Here is a 15,650-nt window from a genome sequence, read left to right on the forward strand (position 1 = left end):
TCAATGAAATTAACAATTGTAGCAGGTGCAAGACCAAACTTTATTAAAATAGCACCAATAATTAAGGCAATAAAACTATCTAATAGGTTAGATTATAGATTAATACATACTGGGCAACATTATGATGATAAAATGAGTAAAATCTTTTTTGAACAATTGGAAATCCCTACTCCAGATTGTAATTTGAAAGTGGGTAGTGGAAGTCAGGCAGAACAGACTGCAAAAATAATGATTAGCTTTGAAAATGAATTGTTGAATTATAAAACGGATATAGTAATTGTTGTCGGAGATGTTAATTCAACTATGGCCTGTGCTATTGTCGCGAAAAAAATGAATATTAAAGTGGCTCATGTTGAAGGCGGAATAAGGTCTAATGATAGTACAATGCCAGAAGAAATTAATAGAATTGTTACAGATAGTATTACAGATTATTTTTTTACAACCAGTAAAACTGCTAATAGAAATCTAATAGTTTCAGGAGTAAAAAAATCTTCAATATTCTTTGTTGGCAATACTATGATAGACACATTGTTAGAATTTAAAGATAAATTTATAAAACCTATTTTTTGGGATGATTTAAAATTAAAAAAACAAAGTTATATCTTATTAACACTCCATAGACCAGCAAATGTAGATGAAGAATATAAATTAAAGAATTTTATTAGTGAAATAATAAAGAATTCTAGAAATTGTAAAATCATTTTTCCTGTACATCCTAGAACAAAAAAAATAATAGAGAGTTTAGATGTAAATGATAGTAATTTAGTTCAATTAGAACCATTGAGCTATTTAGAATTTAATTATTTGACAAAAAATGCAAAAATAGTAATTACAGATTCAGGAGGAATAACTGAAGAAACAACAGTAATGGGAATTCCTTGTATTACTTTAAGAGATAACACAGAGCGACCAGAAACTGTAACTTTAGGAACAAATGAATTGATAGGAACTAATCCAAAATCAATTAAACAAGCATTAGATAAACTGTTTAATAATAAATGGAAAAAAGGTAGTATACCTGAGCTATGGGATGGATTAACTTCAAAAAGAATTATTGATGTTTTATTAAAATTGGAAAAAGATATATGCCTATAAAAAATATACTTATCGTTATAGAATCTCTTGATCCAAATCATAGTAGTGGAATTAAAGGACGTCTTGCTTTAATAAAAAACTTATCTGAAATAGGTTATAAATTAAAAATTTACCATTATTCTCAAAAAGAAATTTTATTACCTAATATTGAGTGTATAGCTATAAAAGAGCAAAAGATAAGTGTATATTACCTGTTAAGTAGATTACAAAGAGTTTTTACACGAGTAACAAAAATAAATATAAATCCTTTTATAGAAAGCATATTTGGTTTTTCATTTACTTTTTTTAATGATGTTAAAAGCCTTAAAAAGACTTTAAAAAAAGAACGAGACTTTAATCCAGATTGGGTTTTAACTTTAAGTTATGCTTCTAGCTTTAGACCTCATAAAGCATTATTAGGAATTCCTAATTGGCATTCAAAATGGTTAGCCTATGTACACGACCCATATCCAATGCATAGTTATCCACGACCATACGATTGGGTAGAACCAGGACATAAATTTAAGAGGAATTTATTTTTGAAAATAGTAGATAGAGCAAAGTATATAATTTATCCAAGTCAATTATTAGCTGAATGGATGAGAAGTTATTATCCTAATCAAAATAGAAAAGAAGTTATTATTCCTCACCAAATTTCTTCAGTTCAATCTAATAACTCAATAAAATTGCCTACGTTTTTTGATGAAAAAAAGTTTAATATTCTACATGCAGGTAGTATGATGTCTGCTCGTAAACCATATGGGTTAATTGAAGGTTTTGAAAAATTTATAAAAAAAAATCCTGTAGCAAAAGAAGATGCTAGATTGTTATTTATAGGAAAAATATCTTGTTTTGATGATTATATAAAGAATAAACAAAAAGAGTTAAAACAATTAATTACCAATGATTATTTACCTTTTAGTCAAGTTAAAAAAATGCAAGAAAAAACATCTGTTAATATTGTTTTAGAAGCAAAAGGTGCGTTTAGTCCCTTTTTACCTGGTAAAATTCCTCATATAATAGAAGCTAATAAACCTATATTGTTACTAGGTCCATTATACAGTGAGTCCAAAAGAATTTTAGGAGAAAGTTTTAATAATTGGGCAGAAATAGATGATGTTAAAAGTGTTGAAAGAATTATAACAGAAATGTATTTTAATTGGAAAAATAAAATTGAAAATAATAATTATTCTAAAGTTAAATATTATTTGTCAAAAGATTATTTAAAGGAGCAATTTAACAATTTAAAAGAATGATAACCATTACACTAACATACCGCAATAGAGAGCTAGCGATAGTGAAACGCTGTTTAACCTCATTAAGTCAACAAACTGTAAATAAGTTTGCGGTACTGTTAGTTAATTATGGTAGTTCAAAAGAGCTTTCTTTAGCATTACAAAAGTTAGTAGCTAATTTTTCCTTTGTTAAACTGTTGACTGTTCCAGTATCTAAGCAATTATGGAATAAAAGTAAAGCCATTAATAGTGCTTTAATGCAATGTAAAACACCTTACTTTTTTGTAGGAGATATTGATATGATGTATCGAAATGATTTTGTAGAAAAGTTACAGCAATTAAAAAATAAAAATAGCATTGTTTATTTTCAAGTGGGTTTTTTAAGTAAAGAAGAATCGTTAAAAAATAAAGCATTTAAAGACTATCACCTAAAACATATTTCAGGAAAAGAGGCAACAGGAATGACTTTATATCCTACAGCATTGTTAAAAGAAATAAATGGATATGAAGAGTTTTACCATGGTTGGGGCGCCGAAGATTCCGATGTACATAGAAGAATAGAAAATTTAGGGAAAGAAGTTCATTTTTATACAGAGGAAGTTTTAATGCTACATCAATGGCATCTACGAAACTATAGAACAAAAGATAGTAAGGAACCTTTTCATACGACATTAGAAAAAATAAATCACGCCTATTATAAAAAAGTAATTGAAAATCATAAAGTACAAGCAAATATTGGTTTCGAATGGGGAATGATTCAAGAGGCTTGTGATTTTGATACTTCAGAGAAGATTTGTATAAAGAATGAAAAAAATGAAGTTGAAGCATTTTTAAAAGGCATCCTTCAGGAAAAGAAGAATAGACTAAATATATACATTACCAAGCATCCAGCGTATAAGAATAAAAAAAATGTATTAAAAAGAGTCCTTAAAAAGAAATTTAAGGAATTTTATTCATTGCAAGAAATCAATAATTTATTATTATTAGAAATTATCTCCAACTATAGAAATTCATATTACGAATATGAATGGGATAAGGAGAAAGAAACTATAAATCTAAAAATTCAATTATGAAAAAAAAGATTTTAATGGTTTCTATGCCTTCCATTCATTTTTTTAGATGGACAGAACAATTAAAAAACTCCGATTTTGAAGTCTATTGGTTTGATATTACAGGAGGAGCAACATTCAATAAAAATTTAGATTGGGTGACTCAATTTACAGGATGGAAAAATAAGTGGAATTATCCTGGCCGTATTTTTATCAAATCGAAGTATCCTAAAATATATCAATGGATTCAAAAATTAAATGAAAAAGATACCAATAAAGAATTTGAAAAAGTATTACAACTAATAAAACCAGAAGTAGTTCATAGTTTTGCACTACAAATATCATGTTTACCAATTTTGGATGTCATGAATAGATATAAATCATTAAAATGGATTTATTCATCTTGGGGAAGTGATATTTTTTATTATAAAAATTTGGGTGTAATTGAGGTTGATGTGTTAAATACTTTAAGACGAGTTAATTTTTTAATAACAGATTGTAAAAGAGATTATTATATATGTAACAAACATAAATTCAATAATAAATTTTTGGGTGTTTTTCCGGGGAATGGAGGAGTTGATTTTGTAGAGAATGTAAAAGCACTAAATCAAAGAGATAAAATTTTAATAAAAGGCAACACAAATGATATTGGTAAGGGGTTAGAAATAGTAAAATCATTAACCAATAGTACAATGGAGTTTTTAAATAATTATGAAATAATAATTTTTAGTGGTAATGAAGAAATTTTAAGGTACATAAACTCAAAAAAATATTTTAAAAATTATAATATTAAGGTAATAAATGAGTCCATTACAAATGATAAATTGTTAGAACTAATGGGGGATTCAATACTTTATATTGGAAATAGTTTATCAGATGGTATACCGAATACTTTAATAGAATCTATGGGAATGGGATGTTTTCCTATTCAATCAAATCCAGGAAACGTAACTGAAGAATTAATAATAAATGGGTTTAATGGTTTTTTAATTTCAGACTCTAAGAATATAAATGAAATAAAAAATCATATTTTAAAAAGTATTAATAATTTTGAATTACTTGAAAAGGCTTTTGGTTATAATGTAAGTGAAATAAGAAAAAAGTATTCTCGTATTATTTTGAAAGAAAAAATCAATGAAATTTATATACAAGTTTTTAAAAAAAATTAATAGTAATTTAGGCAAGGGATATTCGTTGTCAAAAAAAACAAAAGAAATTATTAAAAGAAAAGAATCAGATTACGACAGATGGTCAAATAATTTATCGTTGCACAAAAACTGGAATGAAAGAACAGAATTGATAAGTAAATTATTACCTGATCAATGCAATATTATAGAATTTGGTGCTGGAAATATGTATTTAAAAAAAGTTTTAAAATCAAAGCAGGCATATACACCATCTGACTTAGTGAAAAGATTTTCTGAAACTGTTGTTTGCGATTTAAATAAAAAACTTGAACTGGATTTAGGTAAATATGATGTTATTGTATTCAGTGGAGTATTAGAATATGTTTATGATATTGAAAAATTGTTTGTACAGTTTCCTGAAAATATTAAGTATATAATTTTATCATTTGCTGATTCAATTAACAATCCCAAGCGATTAGAAAATGGATGGTTAAATAATTATTCTAAAAGAGACTTATTAAGTGTAATTTCCAATTTAAGATACGAAGTAGTTAAAGAATTAGATTGGAATAATCAAGTTATATTAAAACTAAGGAGATTAAATGAACTTTAAAGTCAGAAGAGCTATTTGTAAACCGTTACAGATTTCATCTATTTTAGAAGTATCACATGTATTAAACTCATAGGAAAGTAACCCTAAAGTTGTATTCATTTTTTTTAACGAATAACATTTAACATTAAAAATATTTACAGATTCAAAATAATCATAATATTTAATATCATCTCCAAAAATATTTTCAGAGAATTTTACCCAACAAGAGGGAATATGATAAGCATGTGAAACAATAATTCCATGTAACGATGAAGATACGGTTTTCTCACAAGATACAATTTGTTCAATTATAGCTTCAATATCATCGTTTAAAAGGTTAATAACTAAAATATCTTTTTCATTTTTATACCAGTTATGGACGACATCATAATCTACATAGTGAGGTATAATCCCAATTTTATATTTTTTTCTAGTTTTTGGTTGGTAAAATTGAGGTAATAAAATAGCTGGGTCTCCATATACTTCAGGAACAGTACAACCCTGTTTTAATAAGTGTTTTCTAGTTAAAGGTCCTCTTACCGCTAAAAAAGTTGCTTTAGGCACTTTAGTATCCTTAATAATCAATCCACTACCCCAAACAATACAGTTTTTATCAATTTGTCCTAAAATACTTCCGGCAGTAACCAAAACTTTAGAAATTTTTTGATTCCATTTTCTTTTTTTAGGATGAATAAATCGAACATTTTTTCCTGTTATCTTTTTTATAAGGTAAGGACCAACAGCATCACCAAAGTTTTCTTGAGATTTGTTTTCAAAATGTTTTGAAGACCACCAAAAAAGATTAATTATATTTGTTTTTCTAATCATAAAGTTGATTCAAAAATAACGATTAAAATAGAAAAACAAAATGTTTATCATAGCAGAAATAGGTCAAGCACATAATGGAAGTTTAGGTCAAGTACATGCATATATTGATGCTGTATCCAAAACAGGTTGTAATGCTATTAAGTTTCAAACACATATAGCGGAAGCTGAAAGTAGTGTTTATGAGCCATTTAGAGTTCAATTTTCAACTCAAGATAAAACTCGTTTTGACTATTGGAAACGTATGGAGTTTTCATTAGATCAATGGAAAGAAATAAAACAACATTGCGATGAGGTTGGATTAGAGTTTATGAGTTCTCCTTTTAGCAATGCTGCTGTAGCTATTTTAGAAGAAGTAGGTATTCAACGCTATAAGATAGGTTCTGGGGAGGTTACCAATAAGTTATTGTTGCAAAAAATTTCAGAAACAGGAAAGCCAGTCATACTTTCTAGCGGCATGAGTTCATTTAGTGAATTAGATGCAGGAATTCAATTTTTAAAAGAGAAAAATATTGAAGTTTCTCTAGTTCAATGTACCACAGCCTATCCAACACAACCAGAACAGTATGGATTAAATGTAATTCAAAAGTTAAAAGATAGATATCATGTGCCAGTTGGTTTTTCAGATCATTCAGGAAGAATTGAAACTTGTATTGCGGCAACTACTTTAGGTGCTGAATTACTAGAATTTCACGTTGTTTTTGATAAAGCCATGTTTGGTCCAGATGTTTCTTCATCCTTAACTTTTTCAGAAGTTGAACAATTGGTTAATGCAGTGAAGAACATTCAAAAAGCATTATATCATCCAATAAACAAAGATAAAATTGAACAGTTTCAAGAAGTAAAACAGATTTTTGAAAAATCATTAGCTGTAAATAAAAACTTATCAAAAGGACATATATTAAAATTTGAAGATCTAGAGGCTAAAAAACCAAAAGGTTATGGTGTGGATGCAAGTTTGTTTGAAACAGTTATAGGAAAAAAGCTTACTGAAGATTTAAAGAAATGGGATTTTTTAAAGGATGATGTAATTAATTTATAACCTTAGATAGAATTGTTAATTTAATTTAGGTGACATCTTTTATAAGGATTAAAAAATACTTATTTTTAAAAAATTAAAATAAAACTGAATGACCCAAAGAAAGATTTGTGTAGTTGTTACAGCTAGACCTTCTTATAGTAGAATAAAAACGGCATTAAAAGCTATTGATGAACATCCAGCTTTAGATTTACAGTTGGTAATCGCAGGTCCTGCATTATTAACACGTTATGGTAATGCTGTAGATTATATAGAAAAGGATGGATTTAGGATTGCAGAAAAAGTGTTTATGGTTTTGGAAGGAGAAAATCCAACTTCTATGGCAAAAACTACAGGCTTAGGAGTTATGGAGTTAGCAGGGGTTTTTCATAAATTACAACCTGATGCAGTAATTACTATTGCAGATAGATTTGAAACCATTGCAACATCTATTGCAGCTTCTTATCAAAATATACCTTTGGTCCATATTCAAGGAGGAGAAGTAACAGGAAATATTGATGAAAAAGTTCGTCATGCCAATACAAAACTAGCAGATATTCATTTGGTAGCATCAGAAGATGCAAAAGAACGTGTTTTAAAATTGGGGGAGCAGCCAGATACGGTATTTAATACAGGTTGTCCTTCAATTGATATTGCAAAAGAAGTTTTAGATCAACCAACATTAGATTTTGATCCAATTGAAAAATATGGTGGAGTTGGAGCTGATATTGATTGGGGAAAAGGATATTTGGTAGTGATGCAACACCCAGTTACTACTGAATATGAATCTGCCAGAAAAGATGTTGAAACAACATTGCATGCAATTAACGAATTGGATATACCTACGTTTTGGTTTTGGCCTAATGTAGATGCAGGCTCAGATGGAACATCGGGAGGGATTCGTTCATTCAGGGAAATATATAAGCCTCAAAACATTCGTTTTTTTAAGAATATGGAACCTGAGGATTTTTTACGCTTGTTGATTAATGCGAAGTGTTTAATAGGAAATTCAAGTGTGGGTATTCGAGAGTGTAGTTATTTAAAAGTTCCTGTAGTGAATATAGGTACACGACAACATAATAGACAACGAGGACTGAATGTAAAGGATGTTTCGTATCATAAAGAATTGATTAAAGAAGCAATTAAAGACAGGATAAGTTTTAAGCAATTAGAAGATGAATATATCTATGGAAATGGAACTGCAGGAAGTGAAATTGCTAAGATATTAGCAACTATTCCATTAAACTATCACAAAACTATTTCGTATTAATGAAAATACTAGGTATTATACCAGCAAGAGGAGGTTCTAAAGGAATTCCAAATAAAAATATAAAATTATTAAATGGAAAACCTTTATTACAATACACTTCAGAAAAAGCATTAAAATCAAGATTGTTAGATAAGGTGATTTTAAGTAGTGACTGTGATGAAATACTTAAAGTTGGTAAAATTGTAGGAATTGAAGTCCCTTTTAAAAGACCTCAAGAATTGGCTACTGATGAAAGTCCAACCATTGATACAATTATTCATGCATTGGAATTTTTCCAAAATAAAAAGGTGTTTTTTGATGCTGTTTGTTTGTTACAAACCACGTATCCTTTTAGAACGGAAGGTTTTATTGATGCGGCAATTGAAAAGTTTATTAAAGAAAAATCAGATTCATTAATATCAGTATTAAAAGTTCCTCATGAATACAACCCCCATTGGGTTTTTGAAGAAGACAAAGAAGGTGGATTGAAAATTGCTACTGGCGAGGATACAATAATAAGTAGGAGGCAAGATTTACCAAATTCATTTTTTAGAGATGGTGCAATCTACATTACGAAGGCAGACGTTATATTAAAGCAAAAGTCGTTGTACGGAAATTCAATTAGTTTTTTGGAGTCATATATTGAGAAGTATGTAAATTTAGATACTATTGCAGATTGGAAGAAAGCTGAAAGAGTGCTAAAAGATTAGTTTATGTGTGGAATAGCAGGAGTAATTGGGAGCAAAGCATCGGAGGAAATAATCAGTAAAATGTTAGCGGTTCAAAATCATAGAGGACCTGATTATACTGGGTCTTATTGTGAAAACAATATGTCATTAGGCCATAATAGATTATCTATTATTGATTTAACTTCAAATGCCAATCAACCCTTTATCTCAAATAATAAAAGATATGTATTGGTTTTTAATGGTGAAATTTATAATTACTTGGAATTAAAAAAAGATTTAGAAAAAGAGTATCAATTTAAAACAACTTCAGATACTGAAGTTTTATTAGCTGCATATATAAAGTGGGGAAAAGATTGTTTGCATAAATTAAATGGAATGTTTTCTTTTGCTATTTGGGACGTTTTTGAAGAAAAATTATTTGCAGCAAGAGATCGTTTTGGTGTTAAACCTTTTTATTATTCAAATCAAGATAATACATTTTACTTTGCTTCAGAAATTAAAACATTGTTTAATGCAGGTATAGAAAAGAATTATGAAGAAAGAGTCTGGTCTAATTATTTAGTTTATGGAAGTTATGGTCAACCTAATGAAACTTTTTGGAAAGGAATAGAACAATTACCAGCGGGTCATTATTTAGAATTCAATAATGAAGAAATAATATTAAATAAATGGTATTGTTTTGAAAAGGAGGTACAAAAGCAAGTAATACATACATCAATAGAAAAACTTAAGGAAGAATATGAAGCATTGTTAATAGATAGTGTAAAACTCAGGTTTAGAGCTGATGTACCTGTTGGATTTAATTTGAGTGGAGGGGTAGATAGTTCTACGTTATTAGCCTATGTAAATAATTTGTTTGGGAAGGAGAATATTGAAGCTTTTACGTTCTATTGTAATGATAAAAATTATGATGAATTGCCTTGGGTAGAAGAAATGGTTTGTAAAGTAAATAATCCTTTAACCAAAGTGCTGTTAGATGTTAATAAAATTGAGAATTTGGTTTCAGAAATGAGTTATTGTCAAGATGAACCTTATGGAGGAATACCAACCATTGCTTACGGAGAGCTTTTTAAAAATGCAAGAAGTAAAGGAATTAAAGTATTGTTAGATGGACAAGGAATGGATGAACAATGGGCAGGTTATGATTACTATTTGAAAAGTAACGCCGTTGAAATTCAAGGAGTAAAAAAGTCACCATTAAGACCTAATGTACTTACTGAAGAATTTAAACAATATGCAACCAAAGTAAACTATCCTAAACCATTTAAAGATCATCTGTTAAATTTACAATATAGAGATTTGTTTTACACAAAAATACCAAGAGCATTACGATTTAATGATCGCTTATCTATGAAATACAGTACTGAGTTAAGAGAACCTTTTTTAGATTATAGATTGGTTGAACTGGCATTTGCACAATCCAAACATTTTAAAATTAAAGGTGATTTGCAGAAATATGTATTAAGAGATTTAGTAAAAAATAAATTATCTGATTCTATTAGCTATGCACCTAAAAGACCTTTGCAAACACCACAGCGAGAATGGTTAAGAACTGAGATGAAAGAATTTGTAAATGAAAGAATACACTATCTTATGAATTCAACTATTGGAGCTTGGTTTGACAAGAAGACATTATTAAACGAATGGGAATTGTATAGAAAGGAAGAATTAGATTCAAGTTTCCATATTTGGCAATGGTTAAATGTTAGCTTGCTTATAAATTAAAATTATTCAAGATGAAAAAAGTGTTTGTTTTTTTACCTGATGGAGTTGGTTTACGAAATTTTGTATTTGGAGATTTTTATGAGATTGGAAAACAAAAGAATATAGATATTATTTATTGGAATAATACAGATTTTCCTATACATGAGAATTATATTCGAGTTAAACAGGGTAAATCAAATTGGTTAGCAGATTTATTTAAAAGGTCACGCTCTAAAATTGAATTAAAACAGTCGTATAAGAAATTTAAGGACGAAGCATATTTGTCGTATAGTTTTACTCAGAGTTTTAAAACAATAAAAACTGCAATTAAAAGTAGTTTAGTATCAATGTTTTCAATGTTATTTAATTCTGAATTAGGTTTAAAAAAAGTTAGAAGTTATATTGAAAAATTTGAAAGAAATTCAGAATATTATTTTAATGTAAAAAAACAATTACAAAACGAAGCACCAAATTTTGTTTTTTCTACCAATCAACGACCATTAAAAGCTATTGCTCCAATTTTAGCAGCCAAAGACTTAGGTATTCCGACAGCAACCTTTATTTTTTCATGGGATAACTTACCAAAAGGGATGTTGGTGTTGGAAACTGATTACTATTATGTGTGGAGTACCTATATGAAAAAAGAATTACTAAAATATTATCCTTTTATACTAGAAGAACAAATTAAAATAACAGGAACTCCTCAATTTGAACCACATTTTAACAAAAAATTAATAATTGATAAAAATGTTTTTTTTAAAAAGAACAATTTAGATTTAAATAAAAAATATATTTGTTTTTCTGGTGATGATATTACAACATCTCCAAATGATCAATTATATTTAGAAGATGTTGTAAAAGCAATTAAAAGTTTAAACTCTAAAGGTTTTAATTTAGGACTGATTTACAGAAAGTGTCCTGTAGATTTTTCCAATAGACATATGAGTATTTATAATGAGTATAAAGATATTATGGTTTTAGTAGATCCATTGTGGGAGAACTTAGGGAATGGTTGGAACCGAGTTATGCCAACTGAAAATGATACTTCATTGCTAGTGAATACTATTAAAAATACCGAAATGGTTATTAATGTCGGTTCTTCAATGGTTTTTGATTATGTATGTCATAATAAACCGTGTGCTTTTTTAAATTACAATACCGATAAATCAGTTGATAAAAATTGGAATATTGAAAAGATTTATAAGTATATCCATTTTAAATCTATGCCCTCTAAAGATGCAGTACTTTGGATAAACTCTAAGAATAAAATTGAGGAAGTTATATTAAAAGGATTAGAAATGAAGAATCTTTCAAGTACAAAAGAATGGTTTAAAACTATTGCAGGAGAAGAACCAACAAAAGCATCTAATCGTATTTGGGAATCAATAGCTAAAGTTGTGAATTAGTATGCATATTGCTTTCTTAACACCAGAATATCCAAACCCCAAAATCTTGCATTCCGCAGGGATAGGAACTTCTATCTATAATTTAGCTACGGAGTTAGTGAAACAAGAGCATCAGGTAACTGTTTTTGTATATAGTCAAAATGTAGATGAGGTGTTTCATGCTAATGGTGTAACTATTCAAAAAATAGCACATAAAAAATACAAGTTCTTAGGTTGGTATTTGTATAGAAAGCATCTGCAAAATACGATTAATAAAATTGTTATTGAAAAAGGTATTCAATTTATAGAATCTCCTGATTGGACAGGTATTACAGCTTTTATGAGATTAAAGTGTCCAATTGTTATTAGAATTCATGGCTCTGATACTTATTTTTGTCATTTAGAACAGCGAAAACAAAAGTGGAAAAATAAATGGTTTGAGTTCATGGCTTTAAAACGAGCTACTAGAATTATTGCGGTAAGTGAGTTTTCTGGAACGTTAACAAAGAAATTATTTAGATTGCCAGTTGAAATTCAAACTATTTATAATGGAATTGATGTGGAGCAATTTAAACCAGTTAATAATGGAAAAGAAGATATACTTCTTTATTTTGGAAGTATTATTAGAAAAAAGGGAGTTCTAGAATTGGCAGAAATTTATAATAAAGTAATTGAACAAAGACCAAATACAATATTGCAATTGGTTGGTAAAGATGTTGTTGATATCTTAGAGCAAAAATCGACAAAAGAATTATTTTTAGAATTACTTTCAGATCAAGCGAAGAAAAATATTCAGTTTGTAGAACAAGTTCCATACCTTCTTATTCAGCAGTATTTGGCAAATGCATCTGTAGTAGTACTACCAAGTTTTGCAGAAGCTTTTCCTATGACTTGGTTGGAAGCTATGGCAATGAAAAAAGCCTTGGTTACATCAAATATCGGTTGGGCAAATGAACTTATGATTGATAATGAAACAGGATTTATAGTCAACCCAAAAGATTATCAGGTGTATGCCGATAGAATTATTCAATTATTAGATTCGGCAGTATTAAGAACTGAATTTGGAGAGAACGCCAGAAACAGCATCATTTCAAATTTTTCAAAAGAAAAGATTGTTAAAAAAAATATAGAATTTTATAAATCAGTGATTGACGCTTAATGATAGCACTAGTCCATAATAACAAACAAGTTGTAAATGTATTTGATGCAACTACTGAAGAAGTAATTGGTGTACAAGGTACTATTGTAGAAGTATTTTTTAAACTGGCTGAAAAGTTCCCAAACGAGAAGATAGTTTGGTGTCATAAAAAATTAGTTCCTCATCTAAGTATAGATGCATTAGGTGAAGTAATGGATATACCTTTTAAAATGTGTTCTTTTGAGACATCTAATGAATATTTTATGAATACTTCTATTGGTTTTGTAGAACAAACACTTTTTATAAATGTTTCTAAAGAAGTAACTTATCCAACTTGGTTGATGTCTTCAGATGTTGGGGTTATTACTGCTGATGTTTTAGTGAATTTCAAAGGCTTATTAAAATATAAATTGTCATTTGAGGAACTCTTAAATTATATAGCTAAAAAGGGAATAAATAACGGGCTGTTATGTTATTCAATACCATTATTGTTAAAAGATGGGTTTCCTATAATTTCAAAGAAAAGAATTAGCAATTCTCAATTGTTTCGTTTTGTAAAATCGAATTATAAATATCGTTGGGTATGGTTGTATTTGTTAAATAAGCTAGTTTACAATAAAAAGTTATTGTTGTTATCCTTTTTAAATTCAATATTTAAAAGTAAGATTGATATTAATATTTCTATTGAGCAGTTAAAGTCGGTTGGAAGTATTGATAAGTATCCTACTATTGATGTTTTAATTCCAACCTTGGGAAGAGAAAACTATTTAAAAGATGTGTTATTAGATCTATCTAAACAGACTATACTTCCTACAAGAATTATCATAGTTGAACAACAACCAATTGAAAATTCATCCTCAACACTCGATTTTTTAAATGAGAAATGGCCATTTGAAATAGATCATACCTTAATTTATCAATTAGGAGCTTGTAATGCTCGAAATATAGGGTTAACAAAAGTGCAAAGTGAATGGACATTTTTTGCAGATGATGATATTAGAATGGAAACTGGTTTTCTGGAACAATCATTTAAATACATACAGTACTACAAAGCAAGAGGAGTTACTCTGAGTTGTTTAAGAGAAGGGGAAGTTGAAAAATTAGATAAAATTATACAATGGAATAGTTTTGGTTCAGGTTGCAGCATAGTGAAAAGTGAATATTTAAAAGAGCTTCAATTTGATATGGCATTAGAGTTTGGTTATGGTGAGGATTTTGATTTTGGAATGCAATTACGCAAGAGGGGAGTTGATATTTTATACATACCGTTTGTTAAAATGTTGCACTTAAAAGCTCCTATTGGTGGTTTCAGAAAAAAGATTGAAAAAGAGTGGGAACAAGAGCAATTGTTACCTAAGCCATCACCAACGGTTATGGTGGTAAAATTAAAACATAGTTTAATAGAACAAATTCAAGGATATAAAACCAATTTGTTTCTAAAGTTTTATAGGAGTCAAGCAATTAAGAATCCTTTTAAATATTATAGTTATTTTAAAAAGGCTTGGAATAAGAGTGTATATTGGACAAATGAATTAATGAAGAATTAAAAGTGAATAATAAACAATGCAATTTAGTTTAATCATTTGTACATACCAGCGCCCAAAGGCTTTATTGAATTTATTGAATTCTATTCAAGATCAAAAAATGTATCCAAATGAAATTATTATTGTTGATGGTTCTAGAGATAATAAAACAAAAGATTTAGTTCAAGAATATAAATTTGAAAACCTATATTATTTTAAAGTAGAAGATAAAGATAGAGGTCTTACCAGACAAAGAAATTATGGTATTTCAAAGGTTACTCAAGATTCTGAAGTTGTTTGTTTTTTAGATGATGATACATATTTAAAAAAAGATTATTTTAAAAATTTAATAGAAGTATTTAAAAGGAATCAAGAAATTTTTGGAGTTGGAGGAGTAGCCATCAATGAAAATAGATGGATAAAAAAAGATTATGAAAAATCTTATTCTAATAAAAAATATTTTGAATTTGAAAATTATGTAGTGGAAAGAGGAAGCAGGCATATTTTAAGAAATCATTTAGGGTTAGGATCAAATAAACTACCAGGTAATATGCCTGAATTTTCACATGGAACATCATACAGTTATCCACTAAATGGTAAGTTTTATGAAGTAGATTTGTTAATAGGTATGTCTATGTCTTTTCGAAAACAAGTTACAGATTCTATAAAATTTTCAACTTATTTTGAAGGCTATGGTTTGTATGAAGATGCAGATTATTCTTTAAGAGCTATAGAATTTGGAAAAAATGTGATAGCTACAAATGTTTGTTTAAGGCATTTTCATGAAGCTACAGGACGTCCAAATAAGTATAACTATGGGAAAATGGTAGTGCGTAATGGATGGTATGTTTGGCGTATAAAATATCCAAAGCCTAAATTGGAAGCACGTTTAAAATGGAATGTAATAATTTGGTTGTTAATTTTTATAAGATTGGGTAATGTAATTACTACAAAAAAAAAGAAAGGAGCATTTACTGAAGCATTAGGAAGAATTGTTGGTTGGTTTTCATTATTTTTGAATAAACCTAAAGTAGAAAGGTAA

The 15,650-nt window shown here is 28.4% G+C and carries 14 protein-coding genes; 13 read left to right on the top strand and 1 reads right to left on the bottom strand.

Translation table 11 applies throughout. The features are described from left to right. Nucleotides 1-3 precede the first annotated feature (3 nt). Genes wecB through BLU40_RS06385 form a run of 5 tightly spaced genes read left to right on the top strand, consistent with a single transcriptional unit; the run spans nucleotide 4 to nucleotide 5,098 of the window. Nucleotides 4-1,095 carry a non-hydrolyzing UDP-N-acetylglucosamine 2-epimerase gene (gene wecB / locus BLU40_RS06365; RefSeq protein WP_090121284.1) on the top strand — a complete coding sequence of 364 codons (1,092 nt, stop codon included), beginning with the start codon at nucleotides 4-6 and terminating at the stop codon, nucleotides 1,093-1,095. After that, nucleotides 1,086-2,330, top strand: coding sequence for a glycosyltransferase (locus tag BLU40_RS06370; protein ID WP_090121287.1), 1,245 nt, complete (start codon nucleotides 1,086-1,088; stop codon nucleotides 2,328-2,330). The genes wecB and BLU40_RS06370 overlap by 10 nt, the downstream gene beginning before the upstream one ends. Beyond that, nucleotides 2,327-3,382, top strand: a complete 1,056-nt coding sequence (locus BLU40_RS06375; protein WP_090121289.1) for a glycosyltransferase family 2 protein — start codon at nucleotides 2,327-2,329, stop codon at nucleotides 3,380-3,382. Before BLU40_RS06370 ends, BLU40_RS06375 begins: the two co-directional genes overlap by 4 nt. Further along, complete coding sequence (locus BLU40_RS06380) at nucleotides 3,379-4,527, top strand: glycosyltransferase (protein WP_090121291.1); 1,149 nt, start codon at nucleotides 3,379-3,381, stop codon at nucleotides 4,525-4,527. Before BLU40_RS06375 ends, BLU40_RS06380 begins: the two co-directional genes overlap by 4 nt. Next, a complete protein-coding gene (locus BLU40_RS06385; protein WP_090121293.1) occupies nucleotides 4,493-5,098 on the top strand; it encodes a class I SAM-dependent methyltransferase in 606 nt (201 codons plus the stop codon). Before BLU40_RS06380 ends, BLU40_RS06385 begins: the two co-directional genes overlap by 35 nt. Here the strand turns inward: BLU40_RS06385 and BLU40_RS06390 are convergent. Further along, a complete protein-coding gene (locus BLU40_RS06390; protein WP_090121295.1) occupies nucleotides 5,084-5,905 on the bottom strand; it encodes a polysaccharide pyruvyl transferase family protein in 822 nt (273 codons plus the stop codon). The genes BLU40_RS06385 and BLU40_RS06390 overlap by 15 nt on opposite strands. Before the next feature lie 40 nt (nucleotides 5,906-5,945). Between BLU40_RS06390 and BLU40_RS06395 the strand changes: the two genes are divergently transcribed. From BLU40_RS06395 to BLU40_RS06430, 8 genes are all read left to right on the top strand, one after another. Beyond that, nucleotides 5,946-6,944: an N-acetylneuraminate synthase family protein gene (locus tag BLU40_RS06395; RefSeq protein WP_090121297.1), complete on the top strand. Its 999-nt coding sequence runs from the start codon at nucleotides 5,946-5,948 to the stop codon at nucleotides 6,942-6,944. Between the two features lie 88 nt (nucleotides 6,945-7,032). Then, on the top strand, nucleotides 7,033-8,190 hold the full coding sequence (gene neuC, locus BLU40_RS06400; RefSeq protein WP_090121299.1) for a UDP-N-acetylglucosamine 2-epimerase: 1,158 nt from the start codon (nucleotides 7,033-7,035) through the stop codon (nucleotides 8,188-8,190). Further along, the gene (locus BLU40_RS06405; protein ID WP_090121300.1) at nucleotides 8,190-8,879 is read left to right on the top strand and encodes an acylneuraminate cytidylyltransferase family protein; all 690 of its coding nucleotides are present in this window, start codon (nucleotides 8,190-8,192) and stop codon (nucleotides 8,877-8,879) included. Before neuC ends, BLU40_RS06405 begins: the two co-directional genes overlap by 1 nt. A 3-nt stretch (nucleotides 8,880-8,882) precedes the next feature. Beyond that, entirely contained in the window at nucleotides 8,883-10,583 is a 1,701-nt protein-coding gene (gene asnB / locus BLU40_RS06410) for an asparagine synthase (glutamine-hydrolyzing) (RefSeq protein WP_090121302.1), read from the top strand. Between the two features lie 11 nt (nucleotides 10,584-10,594). Next, a complete protein-coding gene (locus BLU40_RS06415; RefSeq protein WP_090121304.1) occupies nucleotides 10,595-11,968 on the top strand; it encodes a UDP-glycosyltransferase in 1,374 nt (457 codons plus the stop codon). Nucleotide 11,969: 1 nt separating this feature from the next. Then, nucleotides 11,970-13,106, top strand: a complete 1,137-nt coding sequence (locus tag BLU40_RS06420) for a glycosyltransferase family 4 protein (protein WP_090121306.1) — start codon at nucleotides 11,970-11,972, stop codon at nucleotides 13,104-13,106. After that, nucleotides 13,106-14,632 carry a glycosyltransferase family 2 protein gene (locus tag BLU40_RS06425; protein ID WP_090121309.1) on the top strand — a complete coding sequence of 509 codons (1,527 nt, stop codon included), beginning with the start codon at nucleotides 13,106-13,108 and terminating at the stop codon, nucleotides 14,630-14,632. The genes BLU40_RS06420 and BLU40_RS06425 overlap by 1 nt, the downstream gene beginning before the upstream one ends. A gap of 16 nt (nucleotides 14,633-14,648) precedes the next feature. Further along, nucleotides 14,649-15,650 carry a glycosyltransferase family 2 protein gene (locus BLU40_RS06430; RefSeq protein WP_090121312.1) on the top strand — a complete coding sequence of 334 codons (1,002 nt, stop codon included), beginning with the start codon at nucleotides 14,649-14,651 and terminating at the stop codon, nucleotides 15,648-15,650.

This window comes from Lutibacter oricola, from assembly GCF_900106565.1.
GTDB lineage: Bacteria > Bacteroidota > Bacteroidia > Flavobacteriales > Flavobacteriaceae > Lutibacter > Lutibacter oricola.

Excerpts from the sequence above, each read along its gene's own strand:
- wecB (WP_090121284.1), top strand. The coding sequence starts at position 4 with ATGAAATTAACAATTGTAGCAGGTGCAAGACCAAACTTTATTAAAATA.
- BLU40_RS06370 (WP_090121287.1), top strand. The coding sequence starts at position 1,086 with ATGCCTATAAAAAATATACTTATCGTTATAGAATCTCTTGATCCAAAT.
- BLU40_RS06375 (WP_090121289.1), top strand. The coding sequence starts at position 2,327 with ATGATAACCATTACACTAACATACCGCAATAGAGAGCTAGCGATAGTG.
- BLU40_RS06380 (WP_090121291.1), top strand. The coding sequence starts at position 3,379 with ATGAAAAAAAAGATTTTAATGGTTTCTATGCCTTCCATTCATTTTTTT.
- BLU40_RS06385 (WP_090121293.1), top strand. The coding sequence starts at position 4,493 with ATGAAATTTATATACAAGTTTTTAAAAAAAATTAATAGTAATTTAGGC.
- BLU40_RS06390 (WP_090121295.1), bottom strand. The coding sequence starts at position 5,905 with ATGATTAGAAAAACAAATATAATTAATCTTTTTTGGTGGTCTTCAAAA.
- BLU40_RS06395 (WP_090121297.1), top strand. The coding sequence starts at position 5,946 with ATGTTTATCATAGCAGAAATAGGTCAAGCACATAATGGAAGTTTAGGT.
- neuC (WP_090121299.1), top strand. The coding sequence starts at position 7,033 with ATGACCCAAAGAAAGATTTGTGTAGTTGTTACAGCTAGACCTTCTTAT.
- BLU40_RS06405 (WP_090121300.1), top strand. The coding sequence starts at position 8,190 with ATGAAAATACTAGGTATTATACCAGCAAGAGGAGGTTCTAAAGGAATT.
- asnB (WP_090121302.1), top strand. The coding sequence starts at position 8,883 with ATGTGTGGAATAGCAGGAGTAATTGGGAGCAAAGCATCGGAGGAAATA.
- BLU40_RS06415 (WP_090121304.1), top strand. The coding sequence starts at position 10,595 with ATGAAAAAAGTGTTTGTTTTTTTACCTGATGGAGTTGGTTTACGAAAT.
- BLU40_RS06420 (WP_090121306.1), top strand. The coding sequence starts at position 11,970 with ATGCATATTGCTTTCTTAACACCAGAATATCCAAACCCCAAAATCTTG.
- BLU40_RS06425 (WP_090121309.1), top strand. The coding sequence starts at position 13,106 with ATGATAGCACTAGTCCATAATAACAAACAAGTTGTAAATGTATTTGAT.
- BLU40_RS06430 (WP_090121312.1), top strand. The coding sequence starts at position 14,649 with ATGCAATTTAGTTTAATCATTTGTACATACCAGCGCCCAAAGGCTTTA.